The sequence below is a fragment of the Yersinia hibernica genome, from assembly GCF_004124235.1.
Lineage (GTDB): Bacteria > Pseudomonadota > Gammaproteobacteria > Enterobacterales > Enterobacteriaceae > Yersinia > Yersinia hibernica.
Genome location: NZ_CP032487.1, coordinates 2,009,801 through 2,035,069, shown reverse-complemented (window position 1 = coordinate 2,035,069; position 25,269 = coordinate 2,009,801). Strand labels below are relative to the sequence as shown.

Below are 25,269 nucleotides of genomic sequence, written 5' to 3'. Positions count from 1 at the left end.
TGTAAGTTCGTTGGCTTTTATATATTGGCGACCAATAATAATTCAGGAGCGCTACCTTGGAAAAAGTATGGCTAAAACGATATCCGGCAGATGTGCCCGCAGAAATTGACCCGGATCGCTATTCTTCTTTGGTGGAAATGTTTGAAAACGCAGCATTGCGCTATGCGGACCAACCTGCGTTTATCAATATGGGGGAGGTGATGACCTTCCGTAAGCTGGAGGAGCGTAGCCGTGCTTTCGCCGCCTATCTCCAGCAAGGTCTGGGGTTACAAAAAGGCGACCGCGTGGCATTAATGATGCCCAACCTGCTGCAATATCCTATCGCCTTGTTTGGTATTTTGCGTGCAGGTATGGTTGTGGTGAATGTTAACCCACTGTATACGCCGCGAGAGTTGGAGCATCAGCTCAATGATAGTGGGGCTGCGGCTATTGTTATTGTTTCTAACTTTGCCCACACACTGGAAAAAGTCGTTTTTAAAACCCAAGTTAAGCACGTTATTTTGACCCGCATGGGTGACCAATTGTCGACTGCCAAAGGTACACTGGTCAATTTCGTGGTGAAATATATTAAGCGCTTGGTGCCGAAATACTATTTACCTGATGCCATTTCATTTCGCACCGCATTACAGAAAGGCCGGCGCATGCAGTATGTGAAGCCGGATGTCATCAATACCGATATGGCATTCTTGCAATATACTGGCGGCACCACCGGCGTGGCGAAAGGCGCAATGCTCACTCACCGCAATATGCAGTCGAATCTGGAACAAGCTAAGGCGGCTTATGCGCCATTGTTACAGCCGGGCCATGAATTGGTCGTGACGGCGCTGCCGCTCTATCATATTTTTGCGTTGACCATGAACTGCCTGCTGTTTATCGAGCTAGGCGGGCGCAGCTTATTAATCACTAACCCGCGTGATATTCCAGGGATGGTGAAAGAACTCAGCCGCTATCCGTTCACGGCGATGACGGGGGTCAATACGTTATTTAATGCGCTGTTAAATAATGAGGAATTCACCAAGTTAGACTTCTCATCATTGCGGCTCTCAGTCGGCGGTGGTATGCCAGTACAAAAGGCGGTAGCGGAGAAGTGGGAAAAGCTGACCGGCAAGCATTTGCTGGAAGGCTATGGTTTGACCGAATGTTCGCCTTTAGTGACCGGCAATCCTTATGATTTGAAACATTACAGTGGCAGTATTGGCCTACCCGTCCCTTCAACGGATGTTCGGCTAGTTGATGATGAGGGGCACGATGTTGCGTTGGGGCAGCCGGGCGAACTATGGGTGCGTGGGCCACAAGTTATGGTAGGCTATTGGCAGCGGCCAGATGCGACCGATGAAGTGCTGAAAGAGGGTTGGCTGGCAACGGGTGATATCGCGACGCTAGACGAACAAGGTTTCTTGCGCATTGTTGACCGTAAAAAGGATATGATTTTGGTCTCGGGTTTTAACGTCTACCCTAATGAGATTGAAGATGTGGTGGCGTTGCATGCGAAAGTGCTGGAGTCTGCGGCTGTTGGCGTGCCTAATGAGGTCTCCGGTGAGACAGTAAAATTGTTTGTCGTGAAAAAAGATGCCTCATTGACGCAGGAAGAGCTGCTAACCCATTGCCGCCGCTACCTAACAGGGTATAAAGTACCGAAAATAGTAGAGTTCCGTGACGAATTGCCGAAATCGAATGTTGGCAAAATTTTGCGCAGGGAACTGCGTGACGAGCAGATTAAGACTAAGTCGAGTGAGCAAAACGCCGCTTAGCTTAACGAGGGAATCACTCAATCATCATCAACAACGCCGGTTATCACCGGCGTTGTTGTGTTTGCCATAGAACTAACGACTATATAGAGAATCACGTTTTGAATTATCAGTTGATCACGACCGACAGTGCCTTGCAGCAGGTTTGCGAACAAGCTCGAACCCATGCCCACGTTGCACTGGATACCGAGTTTGTTAGAACCCGCACTTACTATCCTCAGTTGGGCCTGATTCAACTGTATGACGGTGAGCAACTTTCACTGATTGACCCGTTGCCCATCACCCAGTGGCAACCTTTCCGTGAGTTGCTACAAGACCTGAATGTGGTGAAATATCTCCATGCCGGTAGCGAAGATCTGGAAGTATTCTTGAATGCCTTTGAGCAAATGCCCACCCCTATGATTGATACACAAGTATTGGCTGCATTTACTGGCCGTACATTATCTTGTGGTTTTGCCATGCTGGTGAATGAGTTTGAAGGTATCGAATTAGATAAAAGCGAATCTCGCACGGACTGGATTGCCCGGCCACTCAGTGAAAAACAGTGTGATTACGCGGCTGCGGATGTATTTTACCTGTTACCGCTGGCGGCTAAATTAGTGGCAGCAACTGAAGCCGCAGGGCGTATGGACGCGGCAAAAGATGAGTGTGAGCTACTGTGTCGCCGGCGTAGTGAAATACTCGATCCAGAATTAGCCTACCGTGAAATCACCAATGCTTGGCAGTTACGCGGCCATCAGTTGGCTTGTTTGCAAAAGTTGGCTGCATGGCGTTTGCGTCAGGCTCGTGAACGCGACCTGGCGGTAAACTTTGTTGTCCGCGAAGAGAACTTATGGCAAGTTGCCCGTTATCAGCCAACCTCGTTGGGTGAGCTGGATTCTTTGGGTTTAAGTGGGCAAGAAATTCGCTATCATGGCCGCACTTTGCTGGCATTGGTGGCTGAAGGTAATGCTGTTGCGGACGAACAATTGCCTCCGCCGGTTATTAATCTGATTGATCAACCGAGTTACAAGAAAGTCTTTAAAGATATTAAAGCACTCATTATGTCCGTCAGTGAGCGTAGTGGGTTAAGTAGCGAGTTACTGGCGTCACGTCGCCAAATAAACCAATTACTCAGTTGGCATTGGAAACTGAAATCCACAGAGAGTGAGCCTGAATTATTAAGTGGCTGGCGTGGTGATTTATTATCTGCGCCATTGGCTGAAATTTTACAACAATATTAATTGATATTCAGGGTGGGGGGAACTTCACTCTGGGTATTTGAATTTTAATTGATAACCCGTTTATGAATAGCAGAAATAGGGTTAAAGATTATTAGCTCTGGCGGGTGTATATCTAACAAAAATAAGCCTGGCTATATATACAGCCAAAAAAAGAAATTTCCCCTGTAAATAAATACAGGGGATAGTTATCGCGAAGAAATCATTTAGGCGTTTCTTCCGTTTCCGGTAATGTCACGTTAAGTTCTAGCACCGAAATATCATCCCCTTTTTGCTCAAATTGAACATGCAGCATTTCAGGGTCAATCTGGATGTATTTACAAATAACCGCCAAAATATCGCGTTTCAAGTCAGGCAAGTAATGGGGCTCACTGTCCCCACGACGGCGCTCTGCGACGATAATTTGCAGCCGTTCCTTGGCTATATTGGCTGTCGGTTTTTTGCGGGACAGAAAAAAGTCTAACAAAGCCATGGTTTATCCCCCAAAAAGGCGTTTCAGGAAGCCCTTCTTCTCTTCTTCGATGAAGCGGAAGGGACGTTCTTCTCCTAGCAAACGGTCAACGGTATCGTCATAAGCTTTACCAGCATCTGACTCTTTGTCCAGGATCACCGGCTCGCCTTGGTTCGACGCGCGCAGTACGGACTGATCTTCTGGAATAACGCCAACCAGTGGGATCCTCAGAATGTCGAGGACATCTTCCATGCTAAGCATATCGCCGCGATTAACACGCCCTGGATTGTAGCGGGTCAACAGCAGATGTTCTTTAATCGGTTCCTGGCCATTTTCAGCACGGCGTGACTTGGATGACAATATCCCAAGGATACGGTCAGAGTCACGAACAGATGAAACTTCAGGGTTTGTCGTAATGACCGCTTCGTCAGCAAAATACAACGCCATCAAAGCACCGCTTTCGATACCTGCGGGTGAGTCACACACCACGAACTCGAAATTCATTTCGCCAAGATCGTTTAAAATCTTTTCAACACCCTCTTTAGTCAGGGCGTCTTTATCCCGAGTTTGAGAAGCGGGCAGAATATACAGATTATCTGTGCGCTTATCTTTTATTAATGCTTGGTTCAAAGTGGCGTCACCTTGAATGACATTAACAAAATCATAAACCACTCGGCGTTCACAACCCATAATCAAGTCTAGGTTCCGCAGACCGATATCGAAATCGATAACCACGGTTTTTTTACCTTTTTGGGCCAAGCCGGTTGCGATAGCCGCGCTTGATGTGGTCTTGCCAACGCCCCCTTTACCCGATGTAACAACAATAATGCGTGCCATGAAATGGATTCCTTGTCAAAAGGGCTTAATTTAAAGGTTGTATAGTTAATGCGTTATTCAGCAGATGCAACCGCGCAGCTTGACCAAAATAATCACTGGGGATTTGATCACTCAACCAGTATTGCCCTGCGATAGAGACTAGCTCAGCACCCAGATGCGTGCAAAAAATCTGGCATTGAGCATCACCTGATGCACCTGCTAGCGCACGACCTCGCATCATTCCATAGATATGAATATTGCCGTCGGCAATTAATTCAGCGCCGGCGCTGACACTGCTGATAACAATCAAATCACAATTACGGGCATAAATCTGTTGGCCAGAACGGACAGGCGTGTTGATGATTCGTGTCTTGGTAGGAACATTTTCCGGCGGGCTGATAATGGGCTCTGGGGCCATTTTCTGGCCTTTCCCTTCGCTCAGTAACGGTAAACCTGCCCGTGCTATTGCCCGTTTTTGACGTTCATCCTGACAACCACTGATGCCAACAATACGCAGACCCGCTGAGCTGACAGCCTGTTGGAGATCTTTCCAGTTAGCACCGTTAGGTAACGTTGCAACGTTAATCACAACAGGGGCGTTTTTCAGGAAAGCGGGCGCTTGCTCTACCTTTTCCTGTAATGCCTGACGGATTACCTCCGGTCGGGAATCATGTAAATGAATGACCGATAGGGTAAAACTACTGCCTTTTAACTCAATTGGCGATTGTGACATCTATCCTGACTCAGTTTCAGCTGCGTTTAATCCCCGCAATATCATTCGGGGTACAATATTCTGATCTTACCAAGCATGTTATAGGTAATATAAAAAGAAATCTATCCGTATCAATATATTGAAATCCCAACGCTGCATTGACGTCAATCTTGCAAGAAATTACAGCATAACTTCAGCTTATTCGCTAGCCCTGGCCTGTCTATATTTGGCTAATATCACTACTGTAATTGAATTGTTTGTTTTTTCAACAATGAGACTGACTTAATACCCGTTTAGTGCTGCCCATAAAAGGCACTCATTTCTATCAAATGTGGCCATTTTTTTATCAAGCGAAGTTGTTTTTTATAAAATAGAGGAATGCGCGACCATATTATCGCTTTTATGAGGGTGAAATCGCAGGGGAGGAATGTTGTTATTATTTACGTAGTGAAATATCTCACAATATTATTTCGGAGAAATCCCACTCAGTAATGTGTAAATCTGCGCAGCATATCGGCAAAACGAATGAGTCATAAAGTGTACGGGGATTATTTTTTTACTAAAAACGACGTGAATTAGAGCGATTTTTAGTAATTCAATATTGAGAATGATAATCATTTTGTGATAATTTGTGTTTTCTGCATTAATCAATCTAAAGGAAATTAATGATGAAAAGGAATTTCATCTCGCTATCATTTATCTGTGTTATTACCCTATCAACCCCACTCAAAGCCGGGGCTGACTTTAGTTATCACGCTGAAGCGCCAAACAATAGTAAGGTTTCTAAAGATTATTTGGAAAAACGCAAGGCACTGGGTTCGACCGGTGTTGACGCTCAATCGTGGCAACGGCAATTGGATGCAGAAAAAGCGCGCATAGATGCTGAAGCCGTAAGGCGTGAAAATGAAAAGCAGCAGAAATGCCAGCAGCAGCAACAACAGCAACGCCCACGCACAGACAATGCTAGCAATTCCTACTTAGTTCCAGACCCTTGCGCTGACCATATCGGCATCGATATCCCCATCTATTGATATCTCAGCGATGTAACATAGCTGAGCGTGTTATCATCGCCAGCTATGGTTATTGAATTTTTCGACTAGAGTCCTTTATATGCTTTGTGCTATTTACAGAAGTTCGAAACGCGATCAGACCTATCTTTATATTGAAAAGAAAGATGATTTTTCGCGAGTGCCTGCCGAGCTACTGGCCAGTTTTGGCAAACCACAATTTGCGATGCTGCTTGCACTCAATGAGCGCAAAAGTTTAGCGACAGCGGATATCGAGAAAGTGAAGAACGCACTTGTTGAACAGGGTTTTTACCTGCAAGTGCCACCGCCACCAGAAAGTTTATTGAAAATGCATTTGGGTGCAACGAAAGCCTAGCGCCGATGCAGTATCAAAATAGCTTGATGGCAGCCATCATGATAAAGAGCGGGATGTCACAGTGTGACACTCGACTGATTTTAAGCGCCCAACTTCCTCACTGGCTATCATTTTATAAAGGAGCGCGTCGATGAAATTATCAATGATGACAGTCACCATGGCGGCGGTGATATTGATGGGATGTGCCAATAAGAATACCGCAGCGCCGATACCTGCTCTGACTGCTGCAGCGCAATCTGCAGCAGGCCCATCCCCGGTGAATCACAGCAAAAAAATGTTATCCGAGCAGGGGCGGGATCCCGCACAATTTGCGGCGTATGTTGCACAATTGAAAGCCCAAGCCCGCGCGAAGGGTATCAGTGATGCCACCTTGGATATTGCTTTCGCAAATATTCATTTTGTTGATAGAGTCGTCCAATCTGATCGTAATCAGTTAGAAAAGAAAGTCACATTGGATGATTACCTCGCCAAAGTTTTGACGCCGACTAAAATAGCGCAGGGCCAAGAAATTTATCGGCGCTACCAACCCCAGTTATCCCAAGTCACCGCGCGCTATGGGGTACCGGAGCGCTACATTGTGGCGCTGTGGGGGATGGAAAGCAGTTTTGGTCAGATTCAAGGTAAAGAGGATGTGATTTCTGCTTTGTCGACATTGGCATTTGAAGGGCGGCGAGAGGCGTTTTTCACCCAAGAGTTGATGGCGGCGCTGGAGATTATTCAGCAAGGTCGCGTTGATGACCCGCAATTGAAAGGATCATGGGCCGGAGCCATGGGGCAAAGCCAGTTTATGCCGAGCTCTTTCCTCACCTATGGTGCGGACGGTGATGGTGATGGGAAGGTCGATATTTGGCATAATATTGATGATGTATTTGCTTCCACCGCTAACTATCTGTCTACTGAGGGTTGGCAACCGGGTGTCGGTTGGGGTCAGGAAGCTCAGTTGCCAGTGAACTTCAATCTTGCTCTTGCCGGTTTGAAAGATAGCCAAGCCAAAACAGTCGCGCAGTGGCAGCAACTCGGTGTTGTAGCTAAGGGTAATGCGGCTAATCCTGACTGGCGTGCTTGGGTTATCGTGCCCGATGATGTGCAAGGGCGCGCGTTTCTGGTTTATGATAACTTTAGAGCCATTATGCACTGGAACCGCTCTTACTATTTCGCTATCAGCATTGGTATGATGGCAGACAGTATGATGGTCAATAGCATGGGGCAATAATTTCTGTGGTCAAGTCGCTTGGTGTTGGCCGCGGTGCAGTGTCTATCAGGATGTCAATTCAAGAGAGGCAGTATGTATCAACATAGAGACTGGCAAGGGGCTTTACTGGATTTTCCAGTGAATAAAGTAGTTTGCGTGGGCAGTAACTATGCCGAACATATTAAAGAAATGGGGGGGGCCGCCTCACCCGAGCCGGTGTTGTTTATTAAACCTGAAACGGCTCTGTGTGATATTCGCCAACCGGTTTCGATTCCTAAAGAGTTTGGTGCGGTGCACCATGAGGTTGAATTGGCTGTTTTGATTGGTACGCCGTTAAAACAAGCCAGTGAAGACCGTGTTGCTCGCGCTATTGCGGGCTATGGTGTGGCATTGGATTTAACATTGCGTGAATTACAATCCGGGTTGAAGAAAGCGGGCCAGCCATGGGAAAAGTCCAAGGCATTTGATGGTTCGTGCCCGATTTCGGGTTTTATACCGGTCGCTGAATTTGGTGATGCCCAACAGGTCGATTTATCTCTAACCATTAATGATGAAATCCGTCAGCAGGGCAATACCCGCGATATGATTACGCCTATCATTCCATTGATAAGTTACATTAGCCGCTTCTTTACGTTGCGCGCCGGCGATGTTGTTTTGACCGGCACGCCGCAGGGGGTGGGGCCGATTATCTCCGGCGATATGCTAAAAATTATGCTGAATGGTAAGACGTTGAACACCCGTATAATCTAAGCCAATCTATGCCGCTTGTGTTGTTATTCAGGCGGCAAAACTTGCATCTGGTAGCTAAAGCGTCTATAACGACCCGCTCATTTAACCCTACGTTTATTAACTATACCGGATACCGCCATGTCACAACTTCCTTTTTGGCAACAAAAAACACTCGCTGAAATGTCTGATAGCGAATGGGAATCTCTGTGCGACGGATGCGGGCAATGTTGTTTGAATAAATTGATTGATGAAGACACTGATGAGATCTATTTCACTAATGTGGCTTGCGATCAGCTTAATATTAAAACCTGTCAATGTCGTCATTATGAGCGCCGTTTTGAATTAGAAGAAGATTGCATCAAGTTAACCCGCGAAAACTTGGTGACTTTTGATTGGTTACCGCCGACCTGTGCTTATCGTTTAATTGGTGAAGGTCATGATTTACCTCATTGGCACCCATTACTGACGGGCTCAAAATCCGCCATGCATGGTGAGCGGATTTCGGTTCGTCACATTGCAGTGCGGGAGAGTGAGGTCATTGACTGGCAAGACCATATTTTGAATAAACCACAGTGGGCCAGATAACTCGTCACCATTAATAAGTCAGATATGGCATACTGACGGCGAAATTTAACCAAGAAACTTAAAAATGAAATATTCAACTTTAGCCGCTGTCATCATCGGCATCTCCGCTACTTTAGCTAGTGTTTCACATCAGGTTCAGGCCGCAGGGGCGTCATTAATTAATCTTGACTGCGAATTGAAAGAGGGGGGGAGCCTTTCCGCGGTATTGGATGGGCCGAATCAGCAACTGACCATTGATAAGTCAGTCTTTCAGTTTGTTAAAGTTAATCCTGAAGGGCAGGGAGAGTCATTAATCTTCCAGAAGGCCAATAACCAAGAACAGGTTATTGCTGCTCTTAACATCTCTACCATGCCAATTCGTCTGGCGATTGTTGATGGTGAGCAAGTCAGCCAATATATTTGCACTCATACCAAAGCATAGTTTCTTGATGAGGGTGAAATGAGGCTGCCAAATGGCAGCCTTTTGGTTTTTATGAAGATAAAAAAGGCGCCATATTTAGGCGCCTTAAATAGATAAAGATATGTATGAAAGTTATCGGCTAAACAAATCACGTCTTTTCGGCTTAACAAACTGGCTGATAAGCACTAATACGGCCATCAGCAGGTAAGCGGCAAAGATACCCACTAACCACTGTGGCATCTCCAGCGACAGGAATTCCCACTGTTTTACCGAGCAATCGCCACTGGCAACAAAAATGGCCGGCATCCATTTGTCGAGTGGCAACCATGCGGGGAAGCTCACAAAGAAATCGCAGGTTGTGAATGGCGATGGATGTAATTGTAGCATTGTGTGTACCCAAGCTAACTGAACACCTCTCCAGGCGCTGTAAATCCAGATAAGAATAGCCAGATAGCGCAAGGGGGATTTAGGTGCGATAGCGCCCAGCAGTGATGCACCCAGAATCCCGAATAATGCGGCACGTTCATAAATACACATAACACAAGGCTGTAACAGCATCACGTGTTGAAAATAGAGCGCCACCAATTCTAATACAAGTGCAGTCAGGGCCATTAATAGCCAAGCACCGCGCCCTTTAGAGCAGCGGTTAAGAAATTGCAACATATCTTTATTTTCCATGCAGTAAGCAATTGTACTGGCAGTGTAAACCAATTCATCTTGGCTGCCAGCTACCCAAGGGTAAAATTAGGCAAAAATCAGTTATTTCTCGCGTCTTGCCACCACCACGCGCAGCAATTTTGCTTGGGGTGAGATATTGGTTTGTTTTGCCAGCCATCTTAACCTCATCGTGAGAGAAAGAGTGCCGGGCTGGCGCAGACTATAATGCAAGCAATCAGTGTGTAATGCTAACCCCCGCAGCGATATGAGGCAAACTTATCCAGCCATTTTGCATCATCCACTCCGTCATCGGCACTAACAAGTATTCAACGCCGAGCAGGCCAACCCCGGTCATCACCAGAGTATAAGGCAATGCCATGTAGACCATGCGCCCATAGGATAGACGAATTAACGGGGCAAGTGCAGAGGTTAATAGGAATAAGAACGCGGCTTGCCCATTTGGGGTAGCAACCGAGGGCAGGTTCGTCCCGGTATTGATAGCGACGGCTAATAATTCAAACTGTTGCAGTGAGATAACACCCAGTTCAAAGGCTTTTCGTGCTTCATTGATGTACACGGTGCCGACAAAAACATTATCAGACACCGAAGAGAGCAGGCCATTAAACAGATAAAACAGGGATAACTGGGCTGATGGCGAAGATTGCAACACAAATTGGATAATGGGGGTGAATAAACTTTGTTCGATAATTACTGCGACCACAGCAAAAAACACGGTAAGTAGGGCGGTGAAAGGCAATGCTTCCTGAAACGCCTTGCCGAGCGCATGCTCATTGGTAATGCCGCACAATGAGGTGGCGAGGATTATCACTGACAACCCGACCAAACCGACTTCGGCCAAATGCAATGCCAAGGCGAGCACCAGCCAAACCCCAATCAGCGCTTGAACCAGCAGTTTGACTTTCTCCTGCCGGCTGCGCTTTGCGCTGGCTTGTTGGTCATACTCGGTTAAAACTTGACGGACGCGCTCGGGCAGCGGCGCACCATAGCCAAATAGCTTAAAATGCTCCACCAGTAGGCAAACCAATAGCCCGCAGCACAGCACCGGTAGGGTAACGGGCAGCATCCGCAGGAAGAAATCACCAAAATGCCAACCCGTACTTTTGGCGATAATCAGGTTTTGCGGCTCCCCTACCATGGTCATCACCCCCCCCAAGGCCGTCCCTACACCGGCATGCATCATCAGACTGCGCAAAAATGCTCTGAATTGTTCCAGTGTTTTGCGATTTTCCTGGCTATCTATCCAACTGTCATCATTGATATCTTTATCCGCATGATTTGATGCCACATGATGATAAATAGTATAGAAACCGACGGACACGCTAATGACCACGGCGATAACTGTCAGCGCGTCGAGGAAGGCTGAAAGGAAAGCAGCTGCCACACAGAAAGCCAATGAAAGCATGACTTTTGAGCGGATACTCAACAGCAGCTTGGTAAAAATAAACAGCAGTAGCTGCTTCATAAAGTAGATGCCAGCGACCATAAATATCAGCAGCAACAGGACTTCAAGGTTATTCGCTATCTCTTCTGCGACCTGATTCGGGCTGGTCATGCCGATAGCGACGGCCTGAATAGCCAATAAACCGCCAGGTTGTAGGGGATAACATTTCAGTGCCATTGCCAATGTAAAGATAAACTCAATAACCAGCATCCAACCAGCAACGAAAGGGCTGACAAAGAAGAATATCAATGGATTAATGACGAGAAATCCTATAATGGCCAGTTTGTACCAATCGGGTGAGCCACCCAGAAAATTCCTAAGCACAGCTTGTCTAATGGTCATATCCATCGTGAGTTACGGTCTCCTTAGTAAATTATTATGATGTTATTACTGCCCAAAGTTATATTTTACTTTACGTTATTCGCCTAAAAGCAATATGTATAATCTGTTCATCATTCCATCTGTGCAATTTTTGCAACTTTATGACTGCTTTCACCATTTGTTCGACTCTGGCGCTATATCAGCATTCAGTCGTCTGGTATGATGAGCGCACTAAATTGCTGATATGTATCGCTACGGAACGTCAAAAAATATGGTTATAAAGGCGCAAAGTCCTGCCGGTTTCGCGGAAGAGTATATTATTGAAAGTATTTGGAATAATCGCTTCCCTCCAGGCACAATTTTGCCCGCGGAGCGTGAACTTTCAGAGCTGATTGGAGTGACCCGCACAACATTGCGTGAAGTGCTGCAACGGTTAGCCCGCGATGGCTGGCTCACTATTCAGCACGGTAAACCGACGAAAGTAAACAACTTTTGGGAGACATCTGGTCTTAATATTTTGGAAACACTGGCGCGGCTTGACCACGACAGCGTGCCACAGTTGATAGACAACTTACTGGCTGTCCGAACGAATATCGCCACCATCTTTGTCCGCACGGCTATTCGCAATCATCCGGAAAAGGCGCAGGAAATTCTGGCTCAAGCGCAAACGGTTGATGATAGCGCCGAGTCTTTCACGGCACTGGATTACGGTATTTTCCGTGGTTTGGCTTTTGCTTCAGGTAACCCTATCTACGGCCTGATCCTCAATGGATTGAAAGGGCTTTATACACGTGTCGGGCGGTATTATTTCTCAAATCCAGAAGCGCGTAAGTTGGCATTGACGTTTTATAGTCGGTTGTCGGTGCTGTGTGATGAGAAAGCCCATGACCAAGTGGTAGATTGCCTACGCACCTATGGTAAAGAGAGCGGCGCAATCTGGCACAGCATGCAGGGCACTATGCCAAGCGACTTGGCTGAAGCGCGCCGTTAGACGGTGACGTAAAGTAAGAAAAGGGGCCTAAGTGCCCCTTTTTAGTTCAATATCAGCGAAGTATCGTGCCGGTATTAAAGTTTATTCACTCTGGGTGGAATGCTGTCGAGCAGTTCAATCGTGCCATCATCATTGAGTTGCTCCATATGAATATCAAATCCCCAAAGCCGATGAATATGTTTCATCACTTGCTGGCGACTTTTATCCAGTGGTGCCCGGTCATGAGGAATATAGCGCAGCGTCAGAGAGCGGTCTCCTCGCAGGTCAACATTCCAGACCTGGATATTAGGCTCGTGATTACTCAAATTATATTGAGCAGATAATTCATTGCGGATAGCACGATAGCCTTCTTCATTATGAATAGCTGAAATTTCCAGGTAGTTATTCTTATCATCATCCAACACGGTAAAGAGTCGGAAATCGCGCATCACTTTCGGTGATAAGAACTGACTAATGAAACTTTCGTCTTTAAAGTCGCGCATGGCAAAGTGCAAGGTGTCCAGCCAATCTTTCCCGGCAATATCTGGGAACCAGTAATAGTCCTCCTCGGTAGGCGATTGACAGATACGTTTGATATCTTGGAACATGGCAAACCCAAGGGCATAAGGGTTAATACCACTGTAATAGGGGCTGTTATACGGCGGTTGATACACAACATTGGTGTGGCTATGCAGGAATTCCATCATAAACCGATCACTGACCCGCCCCTCGTCATACAGATGGTTCAAAATAGTGTAGTGCCAGAAAGTGGCCCAGCCTTCATTCATTACTTGGGTTTGTTTCTGCGGATAAAAATATTGGCTCACTTTACGCACGATCCGCAGCACTTCTCGCTGCCAGGATTCTAACAGCGGCGCATTCTTCTCCATAAAGTAGAGCAGGTTTTCTTGTGGCTCACTTGGATAGCGCTGAGCTTGGGCTTGCACTTCTTCCCGGTCTTTACGTGGCAATGTTTTCCACAATGAATTGACCTGACTTTGCAGATATTCCTCTCGGCTTTTTTGACGCGCAGTTTCCTCAACCAATGAAATTTTTTGCGGGCGTTTATAGCGGTCAACGCCATAATTCATCAGCGCATGGCAAGAATCCAGTAGGCGCTCAACTTCTTCCACCCCATAGCGCTCTTCGCATTCACTGATGTAATGACGGGCAAATAACAAATAATCAACAATCGAGCTGGCATCCGTCCAGGCACGGAATAAATAGTTATTCTTAAAGAAAGAATTATGACCGTAGCAGGCGTGAGCCATCACCAAGGCTTGCATCGTAATGGTGTTTTCTTCCATTAAATAAGCAATACAAGGATTGGAGTTAATCACAATCTCATAGGCTAATCCCTGTTGGCCTTGTTTATATTTTTGCTCGGTTTCAATAAACTTCTTACCAAATGACCAATGGGTATAATTGATTGGCATGCCAATACTTGAATAGGCATCCATCATTTGTTCTGAGGTGATGACCTCTATCTGGTGCGGATAGGTGTCGAGCCGGTAATGTTTTGCCACCCGGTCTATTTGATCCAGATAGACCTGTAACAATTCAAATGTCCAGTCCGGGCCGTCAGTCAGGCGCTTATCTTGCGCGGTGTGTTTCGATGTTGAAGTTGTCATTAGCGCATCCTCACGGTTTTATAACCCTGCAAAATACTGGTCACTTCAATAATCCTAGCTCAATATGAACAAATTGAGGCATGGCAAGACCTTATGTCAATGAATATCCGCCATCTTTGATATCACCGGCATTAAGATGGCGCTGATATACTTTAATTTAGATTATTTCTAAGCAACAGAATCAATAATCTTAAAAAAGATTTAATCGGATTATTATTCTGAATAAATACTAATTTTACGGAATATAAAACCAATAAAACCATCTTGCACAATATGCTGATTATTAATGCTGTTAATAGCGATAATGAGCGGTTTTTTCAGTTATTCCTTTGGATAACCGGCTAAAAATAGCATTTTATCGCTATTTCTTTCCCACTATTGAAGTGAAAAGTCATTAAGACGTAAATTAATTGTGAATAAAGTCACAGTCTATAATTAATCTGTTGGACAGTTTTTTCTGCTGGGTTAATTTTCTGTCAACAGAATATTATGCTTTTGATGCATATTGGGTGTGGGGGGATGATATGCGCGTGGTCATTTTAGGTAGTGGTGTGGTGGGGGTAGCCAGTGCTTGGTACTTAGCGAAAGATGGCCATGATGTCACGGTGATTGACCGGCAGGATGGCCCGGCTCAGGAAACCAGCGCCGGTAACGCGGGCCAGATATCTCCCGGCTACGCGGCCCCTTGGGCGGCCCCCGGTGTGCCATTGAAAGCCATCAAATGGATGTTCCAGCGCCATGCGCCGTTGGCTATTCATCTTGATGGCAGTGCCGCCCAGTTGCGCTGGATGTGGCAAATGCTAAGAAACTGCGACACATCCCACTATATGCTTAATAAAAGTCGCATGGTGCGGCTGGCTGAGTACAGCCGTGATTGTTTAAAAGACTTGCGCGAAGATACTGGCATTCAATATGAAGGGCGTCAGGGGGGGACACTGCAATTATTCCGCACTGAACAGCAATTTGATAATGCCGCCAAAGATATTGCGGTATTAGATGATGCTGGCGTGCCGTATTCACTATTAACTGCGAGTCAATTAGCCACCGTGGAACCCGCATTGGCAAAAGTTGCACATAAACTCACCGGTGGTTTGCGTCTACCTAATGATGAAACTGGGGACTGCAAGCTGTTTACTGAACGGCTGGCAAAAATGGCTGAGCAGGCTGGGGTGAAATTTATGTTCAATCGCTCAGTGGATAAACTGCTGGTGGAGGGGGATAACATCGCGGGTGTATTGTGTGGCGATGATATTATTAAAGCCGATGCTTATGTGGTGGCTTTTGGCGCTTATTCTACCGCCTTGTTGGCGGGGTTGGTGTCTATTCCGGTTTATCCACTAAAAGGTTATTCCCTCACTATTCCCATCACTGATCCGGCTTCTGCGCCATTTTCCACGGTGCTGGATGAAACTTATAAGATTGCCATCACTCGTTTTGATGACCGCATTCGGGTTGGCGGCATGGCAGAAATTGTCGGGTTCAACCTGCAACTGGAACAAGCGCGCCGAGAAACCTTGGAAATGGTGGTGGGGGATTTGTATCCCCATGGCGGCAATATCAGCCAGGCCACGTTTTGGGCCGGCTTGCGCCCGATGACACCGGATGGCACACCGATTGTGGGCCGCACTTCACTTAAAAACCTTTATCTCAATACCGGTCATGGCACTTTGGGCTGGACCATGGCCTGCGGTTCCGGCCAATTATTGGCCGATATAATGTATGGCAGGCGACCGGCTATCTTGGCGGATGACCTGGCAGTGTCACGCTATCGCGTCGGTTTTCGGCCACTGAATGTGACGCGATTACACGACATTCATCCTGTGCGTTAACACCTTTATTCGTGCTGCACAACCCGATGAGAAAGCGGCAATCGGTTGTGCCTGACTGACTACGGCTTTGGAAGGAATAAGCATGCCTCGCCCAATATCTGCCACGTTAGATTTATCTGCGCTACACCATAATTTGAGTCTTGTTCGTCAACGTGCCGGCACCGCTAAAATCTGGTCGGTCGTTAAAGCTAATGCCTATGGTCATGGATTAGCGCGGGTTTGGCCGGGGTTGGCGGCAACCGATGGATTCGCCTTATTGGATTTACACGAAGCCATCCTGCTGCGAGAACAGGGCTGGAAAGGGCCTATTTTATTGCTTGAGGGATTTTTTCAGCCACAAGATTTAGTGCTGTTGGATCACTACCGCCTGACCACTGCTGTCCACAGCGATTGGCAACTGGAGGCGATTAAAACCGCTCGCCTGACGGCTCCGCTGAATATTTACTTGAAACTCAATAGCGGTATGAATCGTTTAGGTTTTCCTATTGGTCAGGCGCAGGCCGTGTGGCAATGGGCAAAAAGTTTGAGCAATGTGGCCGAAGTGACCTTAATGAGCCACTTTGCTAATGCGGATAATGTTATTGGTGCCGATGAACAATATGCTCAGATTCAACAGGCCAGTGGCCATATTCCAGCGGCTCGTTGCTTTGCCAACTCGGCGGCACTCTTGCGTTATCCGCAAAGCCATCACGACTGGGTGCGCCCGGGGATTATTCTCTATGGCGCGTCGCCCAGTGGCGATACGGCTGATATTGCCGGGCTGGGCTTACGGCCAGTGATGCGGTTGCACAGTGAAATTATTGCGGTGCAATCCTTATCTGCAGGGCAAGGTGTGGGCTATGGTAGCCGCTATCGTGCTAATAGTTCGCAGCGCATTGGTGTGGTGGCTTGCGGTTATGCCGATGGCTACCCCCGTCTGGCGCCCAGTGGAACCCCGATAATGGTAGACGGCGTTTTGACCCACACCGTAGGGTCCATTTCAATGGACATGCTGACGGTCGATTTAACCCCCTGCCCACCGGCGCAGATTGGCAGTAAAGTCGAGATATGGGGCGAAAATGTGCCTATCGATAATGTGGCGCAAGCCGCCGGCACTGTTGGGTATGAATTGATGTGTGCGCTGGCCGCCAGAGTCAGTGTCGTGACCAAGCGCACAGAGTGAGATTTTAGTTTATTTTCTGTAGCTTACCGCGTACATGTTTGCTGGCACGACGCGCCTGCCAGGCCAGTAAACAACCGGCCAGCATCACGATGGCCAGTGACAATTTAGGGGCAATCGGCAAAGCCATCGCCAACAGACCCAACCCGGCACCGCCTGCCATTTGCACAAATCCTACCAAGGCCGAGGCCACACCGGCTTCATTGGCATAAGGCTCCAGCGCGTAGCTGGTCGCCGGCCCCATCATAAAGGCTAAACCGGCACAAGCACTGGCGACTGGCAACATGTAAACCAGCCAGTGTTGCTGCACAGCGGGCGCTAATTGCAGGCCATATAATAGCGCGAAACAGCCAATGGCCATCAATACACTGCCGGTCATCAGGCAGGCTGGGCGGCCCACTTTTTGGATAATTCTATTGGCGAAGAAGCTCACGGCCATAATCCAAAAGCCATTCGCGCCAAACACCAATGAGAATTGTAGCGGGCTCAGCCCCGCGCCGACCATCAGGACATTAGGTGCCAGCGAGACATAAGTCAGAGCCATACCCATGGCCCCGGCATTGACCAGGGAGAAAATCAAAAAGCGGTCATCACGCAAAATTCGCAGATAGTTTTTTATGGGCAAACTCTTCACCGGTTGTGTATCTGCCGGGCGCGTTTCCGGTAGGAAAACAATGATCAGAATAAGCACTATCAGCCCATACAGTGCCAGGAACCAGAATGGGGCGCGCCAACCGAAAGCTTCGGCCAGTAAACCGCCCAATAAGGGAGCCAACGCCGGTACGATGTTCAATGTGCCATTGAGAAAACCAAAGGCGCGAGCCGCTTCATTGCCATTAAGGCGGTCACGTACGCCACTGAATGCCACCACCGCCGTGCAGCAGACCGCCACACCTTGTAATAACCGGGAGCTGACAAACATGGCCGGGCTAAGCGCTAATGCAGCCATGGCCGCACCCAGCATGTAAAGGATGAGGCCGAGGATAGCAATGGGTTTACGGCCATATTTATCAACCAACGGCCCCGCAATAAGTTGACCAATACCGAGTACCAGAATAAACAGGGCGATAGTGGATTGAATCAATGATTCGCTACTATTGAGGCCCTTGGCGATGGCGGGGATCGCCGGTAGGTACAGGTCGATGCCCAGAGGGCCAAGTAAAATCAGGATTAACAGCAGGAAAAGAAATTTTTGCATAACAACAAAACAACATCCAGATGACAAAGGCAGCAAGGATAAAGAATTTGCTGACAGATGAAAAGGTTGACTGCCGCCAACCTAACGATAGTGACAACGTCACTTATTAGTGTTTAAGTCTGGCGATAGATTACTACAATTCATGGTTTATCTCTTTTTATTCATCAGATACTTGTCATGTGATTTTCTAACCATTCCTCCAGTTTGGCCGCGGATAATGGTGCAGAAAACAGGAATCCCTGGCCCACCAGATAGCCTTGCCGGCTTAATAATGTGCGCTGAGCTTCATTTTCCACCCCTTCGACAATCACTGACAGTTGCAAGCTTTCGCCAATGCGAATCACCGCTTCACTCAGAGCGCGGCTGGTTTCATCATATTCAAGGTCATGGACAAAACTTTTATCCAGTTTGATTTCATCCAGATCCAGGCGGCGCAGATAGCTAAGACTGGAATAACCGGTGCCAAAATCATCCATTGAGAGCCGAACGCCGAGGCGATGAACTTTTTCGATGGTGGTGAAAATTGTGGGGTTGTTTTCAATCAAAATATCTTCAGTAATTTCCAATGTCAGATCCTGCGGCGGTAAATGATATTGCCGCAAAATATGCAAAATCATGTCAGCTAAGCCCGGGTTATGGAAATTGGTGGGGGATAAATTGACGGATACTGACGGGACATCAATACCGCGTAAACGCCAGTCCGCTAACTGGCGACAGGCGGTCTCAATTGCCCAGAGCGCCAGTTCATTGATAAGGCCACTCTCTTCGGCAATAGGAATAAAACGCTGCGGCGGGATACTGCCCAGAATGGGGTGATTCCAACGGCTCAGGGCCTCGACACCATACAGATGGCCATCCTTTAGCATCACTTGCGGCTGATAAAATAACTCAAGGGAGCCAATATGGAATGCATGGCGCAGGGCATCTTCCATATCTTGATGCTGTTGATTGAGGATATTCATTTCCACACTAAAGAAACTGAAATGGCCGCGTCCTTTATCTTTCGCTTTATGCATGGCGATATCAGCATGATTTATCAATGTATCCATCTCCATGCCATTTTCGGGATACAAGCTGATGCCCACACTGGCTGAGGGAATGATATTCATGTTGGCTATTTGACATGGTTGGGACAACAGGCTGAGCATCCTTTCCACTCTCACCGTGGTTCGTTGCATGCTGCATGCCGAGAGAATGATAATAAACTCATCACCCGACAGGCGGCCAATAATGTCATTTTTGGGCAGACTGTCGCGCAATCGCAGGGCAATGGCAGCGAGCAGTTCATCGCCAGCTGCATGGCCGAGCGAGTCATTAACCTGTTTAAAACGGTCAAGATTAATCACCAATACCGCCAGTGAGTGATGCATTTCTGCGGCCTGGGCGATGGCTTGTTTGGCATAAACCAGAAACTGGCTGCGGTTTGGTAACCCGGTCAGTGAATCATAAAAAGCAAGATGTTGAATTTGTTTGCGTGATAGTTCCCGCTCCATGGCTAGGGAACACAGATTGGCAATTAACTTGACCAACTGGCGATGAAATTTACTCGGGCCTCGTATCTGTTTGTAATAAAAGGCTAATATGCCAATGACGGCCCCTTGGCTGGAGAGGATAGGCGGTGACCAACAGGCCAGTAGACCATGAGGCACAAGCAAATGGCGGTAATCTTGCCATAATGGGTCGGTGGCAATATTTTGGACTGCGACAGATTGCTGGCGAAATGCCGCGCCGTCAAAGGCACTGGCGAAGGGGCCGCTGGCGATGTTGGATATTGCCGCAGTATAGTCCGGTGGCAGGCTGGGGCCGGCGAGGTGGCTGAGGTCATGGTTTTCAGTGACCTGTAAAATACTGGCAGTGACTTCAGGGGCGATGCGCTCAACTTCGTGGCAGAGCAGCGACATCACTTCGCCGAGTGGGCGTTCCAAAATCAGGGCCTCCAACACTTTGTATTGCAGCACCTCGTACATTTTGGTCATGGTGATATCAGTTAATACCCCAATGCTATAACTTTGCTCGCCGGGCGCATTACTCAACGAATTAATGACGGCTGAGCACCAATGAGGTTGTCGGTCTTTGCTGTAAAAAAGTTCTTTGGGTAACAGCCGCTGACGTGCTTCGGGTGAATTTTCCGCGATTAAGGCGAGTTGTTCAGGATGCTCACTTTGCAGCAGATCAACCATATTTTGCCCCAGAGCCTGTGCTGGGGTATAACCAAACAACTTGGTGAAACCCTGATTAATATAAACGGCCTGCTGCCCTTGCGCGCTATTCGCAGCAATAAACATCGCACTGTCGCTGCGGTCGGTTAATTGCGTTAAAAGTTGCACCCACTCTTGGGTCGCTTTTTGTTGCTCAATCAAGGCGGTAATATCTTTGGCAATTTTTACCATGCGAGTCACTGTGCCGTCAGGGCCGGGAACCGGCTGATAGATGGCGGCGAGCCAGACTGTTGAACCATCTTTATGTAATCGCTCAAAGTGCCCTTCCAGCGATTGCCCGGCCAGTAAGCATTGTTTGATTTTTTGATATTCTTCGCTGTTGGCATAATCAGGACGGCAAAACATTAAATGATGTTGACCAATAACCTCCTCACGTTGATAACCAAAATAATCGAGATAGTTTTGGTTCACCTCAATAATACGGCTATAAAGATCAAACTCAATAATAGCCAATGAGCGGTCTAACGCACTTAATAATGCATTATCTTTGTTGTAATCAGCTTGCTGAGTGTTCTGCCATTCTACGGTTTTTTTTGCTGTCATAATTAATTCCTATTAAAAAGAGTCGCTTGGCAGTTCTGCTGTTTAATGAAATGCTCACTGAGGCTATTGGGATAGCACTATTCACTAATAAATTAAATAAGATTAATGACAAATATTCACATGCGAATTAACGGCGAGAGTATAAAAGAATACGCCAGTCTTATTTATGACAGTGTTATTTTCATTCACTGTATTTAACAATAAGTTTAGTCGATATCTGACGAGGGGAAATGAAGGATGTGTGGTAACGTCGGCAAGAGGGCAATGGGGCTTTTTTAATCACGGTTTTTTGCTGAACAATGAAAAACCATTGCCTGACGATATCGCCGCCAGGCAATGGGGGAGCGCCATGATCACCCGTGATTATCCATCGAATTGCCCATCGAATTGTCCATTGCACCAAAGCGGCCGCTGTTGAAGTCAGCAATAGCTTCGGCTATTTGCTCTTGGCTGTTCATGACAAATGGCCCATAACCCATAATGGGCTCATTGATAGGCTCACCACTGAGTAACAATAGCACTACATCATTATTGGCTTCGACAGTCACATGGCTGCCAGCCGAGTCCAGCAGCACCATTTCTGCATCACGGGCCACGGCCTCACCATTCACCTGCACGGTACCGCGTAACACAATCAAGGCGGTATTCCAGCCATCAGGCAGTGAAAATTGTGTACTTTTACCCTGATTTAGCCGGATATCCCACACATTCAGTGGTGAAAAAGTCTTGGCAGGGCCATGTTCCCCGCCATATTCACCCGCAATAATGCGCAGGCTACCCGCATCTTCCGCCAAGGCGATGTGAGGAATAGTTTCCCGGCGAATCGCCTGATAACCGGGCGCTGTCATCTTGTCTTTGGCGGGTAAATTGACCCACAATTGCACCATTTCAAAAGCCCCGCCATGTTGTGCGAAATGCTCTGAATGAAACTCTTCATGCAAAATGCCGCCACCGGCCGTCATCCACTGCACATCACCCGGGCCAATAACTCCACCTTTACCGGTAGAGTCACGATGTTCGACCTCGCCGTGATACACAATGGTGACGGTTTCAAACCCACGATGTGGATGCTGCCCGACACCGCGCCGCTGGGTGGTCGGGGTAAAATCAGTCGGCCCGGCATAGTCCAACAGCAGGAAGGGGCTGAGCTGTTTACCATGGCTCTGGTACGAAAACAGTGAACGCACTGGGAAACCATCACCGACCCAATGTTGGCGCGGCGCGCGATAAATGCCTTGAACTTTTTTCATCATCATCTCCAGACAACATCATCAATAAGGTAGCGCAGCCTGGCGCTTTAATTCGCTTGGCTACAAGTTGGGTAAAGTATATATTCGGGATAATCTAAGCGGTAGATAGCAAAATTAGCTATCACTGTTCCATTATTGGAACAATGGTGGGGATAAATCTCAGGAGGCAGTGTATGCAGGATCTCAATGACCTCTATTATTATGCCGAGGTGGTCGAGCATGGCGGCTTTAGTGCCGCGTCCAGAGTGCTGGGAGTGCCAAAGTCAAAACTGAGTCGTCGGCTGGCCTCACTGGAAGAGCGGCTGGGGGTACGATTGCTGCAGCGCTCAACCCGGCGCTTTGCGGTAACAGAGGTCGGGCGCACTTATTATGAGCACTGCAAAGCTATGCTGGAAGAGGCTAAAGCGGCGCAGGAGTCGATTGATTTAACCCGTGCTGAGCCGCGCGGTGTGGTGCGTATTACCTGCCCAGTGGCCTTATTGCAGGCCACGGTCAGCACTATGTTGGCGGATTTCCTGGCCATTTGCCCGCAGGTCACCCTCCACCTTGAATCAACCAATCGGCAGGTTGACCCGGTCGCTGAAGCGATTGATATTGCTATTCGAGTTCGGCCCCCGCCTTTGCAAGACAGTGATTTGGTGCTGAAAGTGTTGGGGAATCGTTGTCAGTGCTTAGTTGCCAGCCCTGAATTGGTCGCGCGCCAAGGGGCGGTGACAGTCCCGGCTGATTTGACCGGCTGGCCCAGCCTGGGGTTAGGGCAGCCGCAGCAGGAATTTATCTGGAATTTAGCCGGGCCAGAGGGAGCACAGGCCGCAATTTACCATCAGCCACGGCTGGTGACCGCAGATATGACCACATTATGCAATGCGGCATTACGCGGCGTCGGCGCGGTGCAACTTCCGGTCATGATGGTGACTGAGCTTTTAGCCGCGGGCGCGTTAATTCGCCTATTGCCGCAATGGTCGCTGCGCCATGAGATTATCCATGCGGTTTTCCCCTCACGGCGCGGTTTATTGCCCTCGGTGCGCAGTGTGCTTGACTATCTGGAGCTGCGTTTTAGCCAACTTGATGACCGATAGCGCGAGCTTTCGTTAGTCACTGCTGATGGGGGAGCCAATATTGGCCGCCCAAACTTTAATTCGCTTATCCAGAGTGACAGTAAAACCTGATTTGAGTTGATGGTAGAGTTTATTCACTTTGTTGGCATCATGCAGGGTATAGCTTATGACCGTACGACTTGCCGATGTCAGGCAACTGTACTCGACTGCGAACATTTCATTATTGAAAGCGAACTCAGTGGTGGTTTTATTAATCGAGCAAGGTTCACTGCTCACCAGTGAAATCACCATATTGGCCCAGGGGGTTGTGGGGCCAGCAATGCTTATCAATACGGGTTCTTCATCCTCGGTTTGAGTCGCGCCATATAAAACGCCGGCCTGAATGTGCCAAATATTATATTCTTTAGGGTCATACACCGCATGGCAAAGGGGGGTAAAGGATAACGATAACGTCAGTACAAGTAAGGAGCGCACAGTCATTTCTGCAACACCGCCAAAATGGGAATTATCTTATATTAAGTGATTTTGTCGGCAGCACAAGCCAATGATTTTAATTGGCTAATTGTCCTGTTTGCGCATCGTAAACTGGCATTTTTTAAATGAAATATCGGCCGATTTGGTGATTTATATGCGGCTAATGCTTGTGGCGATGGTGCGAGTCAGGAAAGTGCGGATGCGAGTGCTCCATGGGCTGATGCTGATGTGGGTGTTTATGTGGCACATTGGCATTGATCGGGAATTCATGTGAATGCTGATGATGTTCGTCATGCAGATGTTCGTGCTCATGTACTAAGTCATCATGCTGGTGTTGATGGTCATGCTGTTCAGTCAGATGCAACCAAATCCCAATAGCCATCAACAGGCCGGCAATGACTAACGGCAAGGTGACGGCATCCCCCATAGCCACGGCCAGCGCAGCACCTAAGAATGGCGCAATCGAGAAATAAGCCCCGGTGCGCGCGGTACCCAGATGGCGTAAACCAATAACAAACAGCGCCAGGCTGACACCATAGGCAAAAAAACCCACCAGCAACGCGCCGGCTAAATTAGCCAGCGGTGGCCAGGTGGCCCCGAGGGTGAACGCCAGCCCAAGATTCACCAAGCCCGCAACCAATCCTTTGACCGAAGCTATCCAAGTGGCGTCTGTCAGTGAGACTTTGCGGGTCAGATTGTTATCAATCCCCCAGGCGAAACAGGCACCAAGAATCGCCAGTGTCGGCCATAATCCGGCGAAGCGAGCCTCTCCCGGCCAGCTTAAAATAGCCGCGCCGGCCACAATAACTATCATGCCCAAGGCGATGCGGCGGTCAAAGTTTTCTTTGAAAGCAAACCAGGCGAGCAGGGCAGTAAATACCCCCTCAGCATTGAGTAACAGTGAGGCCCCGGAGGCTGGCATACCGGTCAGGCCAATCATCAATAACACTGGCGCAATCATCCCGCCGGCGGTCATCGCCCCGATAAACCACCATAGCTCATGACGCGGCAGCTTGACTGGCGCTGCGCGCGTTATCAGCCGATAGAGTGCTAAACCTGCCCCCGAACCTAAATACAGCAAACCGGCCAGTAACCACGGGCTTACCGTATTCAGTAATTGTTTTGCCAAGGGCGTTCCGGCACCAAACAATACTGCCGCGGTTAATGCCGCCAAGACACCCGGTTGTCGCAGTCCATCATGCCATTTCATGGGGAAAACTCGGAAAATGAGAGAGTGAGTGGTGATTTTAGCTGATTAAACA

At 48.0% G+C, this 25,269-nt stretch carries 23 protein-coding genes; 12 read left to right on the top strand and 11 right to left on the bottom strand.

Annotated features, from left to right (window positions below; translation table 11 throughout):
• Positions 1-56: 56 nt before the first annotated feature.
• On the top strand, positions 57-1,751 hold the full coding sequence (fadD, locus tag D5F51_RS09545) for a long-chain-fatty-acid--CoA ligase FadD (RefSeq protein ID WP_025378100.1): 1,695 nt from the start codon (positions 57-59) through the stop codon (positions 1,749-1,751).
• Between the two features lie 98 nt (positions 1,752-1,849).
• Entirely contained in the window at positions 1,850-2,971 is a 1,122-nt protein-coding gene (gene rnd / locus D5F51_RS09540) for a ribonuclease D (protein ID WP_129196373.1), read from the top strand.
• A 199-nt stretch (positions 2,972-3,170) separates the two neighbouring features.
• Here the strand turns inward: rnd and minE are convergent, their stop codons facing one another.
• The 3 genes from minE to minC are packed head-to-tail and all read right to left on the bottom strand — an operon-like array spanning position 3,171 to position 4,968.
• Positions 3,171-3,440 carry a cell division topological specificity factor MinE gene (gene minE, locus D5F51_RS09535; protein WP_002211180.1) on the bottom strand — a complete coding sequence of 90 codons (270 nt, stop codon included), beginning with the start codon at positions 3,438-3,440 and terminating at the stop codon, positions 3,171-3,173.
• A gap of 3 nt (positions 3,441-3,443) precedes the next feature.
• A complete protein-coding gene (gene minD / locus D5F51_RS09530) occupies positions 3,444-4,256 on the bottom strand; it encodes a septum site-determining protein MinD (RefSeq protein ID WP_005163000.1) in 813 nt (270 codons plus the stop codon).
• 25 nt (positions 4,257-4,281) lie between these two features.
• Complete coding sequence (gene minC, locus D5F51_RS09525) at positions 4,282-4,968, bottom strand: septum site-determining protein MinC (RefSeq protein ID WP_025378104.1); 687 nt, start codon at positions 4,966-4,968, stop codon at positions 4,282-4,284.
• Positions 4,969-5,615: 647 nt separating this feature from the next.
• On the opposite strand from minC, the gene D5F51_RS09520 reads away from it, so the two are divergent.
• The 6 genes from D5F51_RS09520 (at position 5,616) to D5F51_RS09495 (ending at position 9,257) form a co-directional block, all read left to right on the top strand.
• On the top strand, positions 5,616-5,978 hold the full coding sequence (locus tag D5F51_RS09520) for a hypothetical protein (protein WP_162301838.1): 363 nt from the start codon (positions 5,616-5,618) through the stop codon (positions 5,976-5,978).
• Between the two features lie 79 nt (positions 5,979-6,057).
• Positions 6,058-6,330, top strand: coding sequence for a YcgL domain-containing protein (locus D5F51_RS09515; protein WP_025378106.1), 273 nt, complete (start codon positions 6,058-6,060; stop codon positions 6,328-6,330).
• A gap of 130 nt (positions 6,331-6,460) precedes the next feature.
• Positions 6,461-7,543 carry a lytic murein transglycosylase gene (locus D5F51_RS09510; protein WP_162301718.1) on the top strand — a complete coding sequence of 361 codons (1,083 nt, stop codon included), beginning with the start codon at positions 6,461-6,463 and terminating at the stop codon, positions 7,541-7,543.
• A gap of 72 nt (positions 7,544-7,615) precedes the next feature.
• Entirely contained in the window at positions 7,616-8,272 is a 657-nt protein-coding gene (locus tag D5F51_RS09505; protein WP_087768782.1) for a fumarylacetoacetate hydrolase family protein, read from the top strand.
• 117 nt (positions 8,273-8,389) lie between these two features.
• Positions 8,390-8,836: a YcgN family cysteine cluster protein gene (locus D5F51_RS09500; RefSeq protein ID WP_025378107.1), complete on the top strand. Its 447-nt coding sequence runs from the start codon at positions 8,390-8,392 to the stop codon at positions 8,834-8,836.
• 64 nt (positions 8,837-8,900) lie between these two features.
• On the top strand, positions 8,901-9,257 hold the full coding sequence (locus D5F51_RS09495) for a hypothetical protein (RefSeq protein ID WP_129196369.1): 357 nt from the start codon (positions 8,901-8,903) through the stop codon (positions 9,255-9,257).
• 111 nt (positions 9,258-9,368) lie between these two features.
• Here D5F51_RS09495 and dsbB read toward each other — a convergent pair whose 3' ends face one another.
• Both dsbB and nhaB read right to left on the bottom strand, forming a co-directional pair.
• Entirely contained in the window at positions 9,369-9,899 is a 531-nt protein-coding gene (gene dsbB, locus D5F51_RS09490; protein WP_129196367.1) for a disulfide bond formation protein DsbB, read from the bottom strand.
• A gap of 229 nt (positions 9,900-10,128) precedes the next feature.
• Entirely contained in the window at positions 10,129-11,703 is a 1,575-nt protein-coding gene (gene nhaB / locus D5F51_RS09485) for a sodium/proton antiporter NhaB (protein WP_129196365.1), read from the bottom strand.
• Between the two features lie 244 nt (positions 11,704-11,947).
• Here nhaB and fadR point away from each other — a divergent pair, with 244 nt between their 5' ends.
• Entirely contained in the window at positions 11,948-12,667 is a 720-nt protein-coding gene (gene fadR, locus D5F51_RS09480) for a fatty acid metabolism transcriptional regulator FadR (protein WP_025378112.1), read from the top strand.
• 74 nt (positions 12,668-12,741) lie between these two features.
• Here the strand turns inward: fadR and D5F51_RS09475 are convergent, their stop codons facing one another.
• The gene (locus tag D5F51_RS09475) at positions 12,742-14,277 is read right to left on the bottom strand and encodes a SpoVR family protein (RefSeq protein WP_025378113.1); all 1,536 of its coding nucleotides are present in this window, start codon (positions 14,275-14,277) and stop codon (positions 12,742-12,744) included.
• A gap of 524 nt (positions 14,278-14,801) precedes the next feature.
• Between D5F51_RS09475 and D5F51_RS09470 the strand changes: the two genes are divergently transcribed.
• Positions 14,802-16,106, top strand: a complete 1,305-nt coding sequence (locus tag D5F51_RS09470) for a D-amino acid dehydrogenase (protein ID WP_129196363.1) — start codon at positions 14,802-14,804, stop codon at positions 16,104-16,106.
• Positions 16,107-16,188: 82 nt separating this feature from the next.
• Entirely contained in the window at positions 16,189-17,268 is a 1,080-nt protein-coding gene (gene dadX, locus D5F51_RS09465) for a catabolic alanine racemase DadX (protein ID WP_129196361.1), read from the top strand.
• 4 nt (positions 17,269-17,272) lie between these two features.
• Here the strand turns inward: dadX and D5F51_RS09460 are convergent, their stop codons facing one another.
• From D5F51_RS09460 to D5F51_RS09450, 3 genes are all read right to left on the bottom strand, one after another.
• Positions 17,273-18,463, bottom strand: coding sequence for a multidrug effflux MFS transporter (locus tag D5F51_RS09460; RefSeq protein ID WP_129196359.1), 1,191 nt, complete (start codon positions 18,461-18,463; stop codon positions 17,273-17,275).
• A 164-nt stretch (positions 18,464-18,627) separates the two neighbouring features.
• Positions 18,628-21,225 carry a sensor domain-containing protein gene (locus tag D5F51_RS09455; RefSeq protein ID WP_129196357.1) on the bottom strand — a complete coding sequence of 866 codons (2,598 nt, stop codon included), beginning with the start codon at positions 21,223-21,225 and terminating at the stop codon, positions 18,628-18,630.
• Between the two features lie 353 nt (positions 21,226-21,578).
• Positions 21,579-22,475: a pirin family protein gene (locus D5F51_RS09450; protein WP_129196355.1), complete on the bottom strand. Its 897-nt coding sequence runs from the start codon at positions 22,473-22,475 to the stop codon at positions 21,579-21,581.
• Between the two features lie 173 nt (positions 22,476-22,648).
• On the opposite strand from D5F51_RS09450, the gene D5F51_RS09445 reads away from it, so the two are divergent.
• Complete coding sequence (locus D5F51_RS09445) at positions 22,649-23,554, top strand: LysR family transcriptional regulator (protein WP_129196353.1); 906 nt, start codon at positions 22,649-22,651, stop codon at positions 23,552-23,554.
• A 12-nt stretch (positions 23,555-23,566) separates the two neighbouring features.
• Here D5F51_RS09445 and D5F51_RS09440 read toward each other — a convergent pair whose 3' ends face one another.
• Together D5F51_RS09440 and D5F51_RS09435 are read right to left on the bottom strand one after the other, a co-directional pair.
• Positions 23,567-24,013, bottom strand: coding sequence for a hypothetical protein (locus D5F51_RS09440; protein ID WP_129196351.1), 447 nt, complete (start codon positions 24,011-24,013; stop codon positions 23,567-23,569).
• 154 nt (positions 24,014-24,167) lie between these two features.
• The gene (locus D5F51_RS09435; RefSeq protein WP_129196349.1) at positions 24,168-25,217 is read right to left on the bottom strand and encodes a DMT family transporter; all 1,050 of its coding nucleotides are present in this window, start codon (positions 25,215-25,217) and stop codon (positions 24,168-24,170) included.
• Positions 25,218-25,269: the final 52 nt, after the last annotated feature.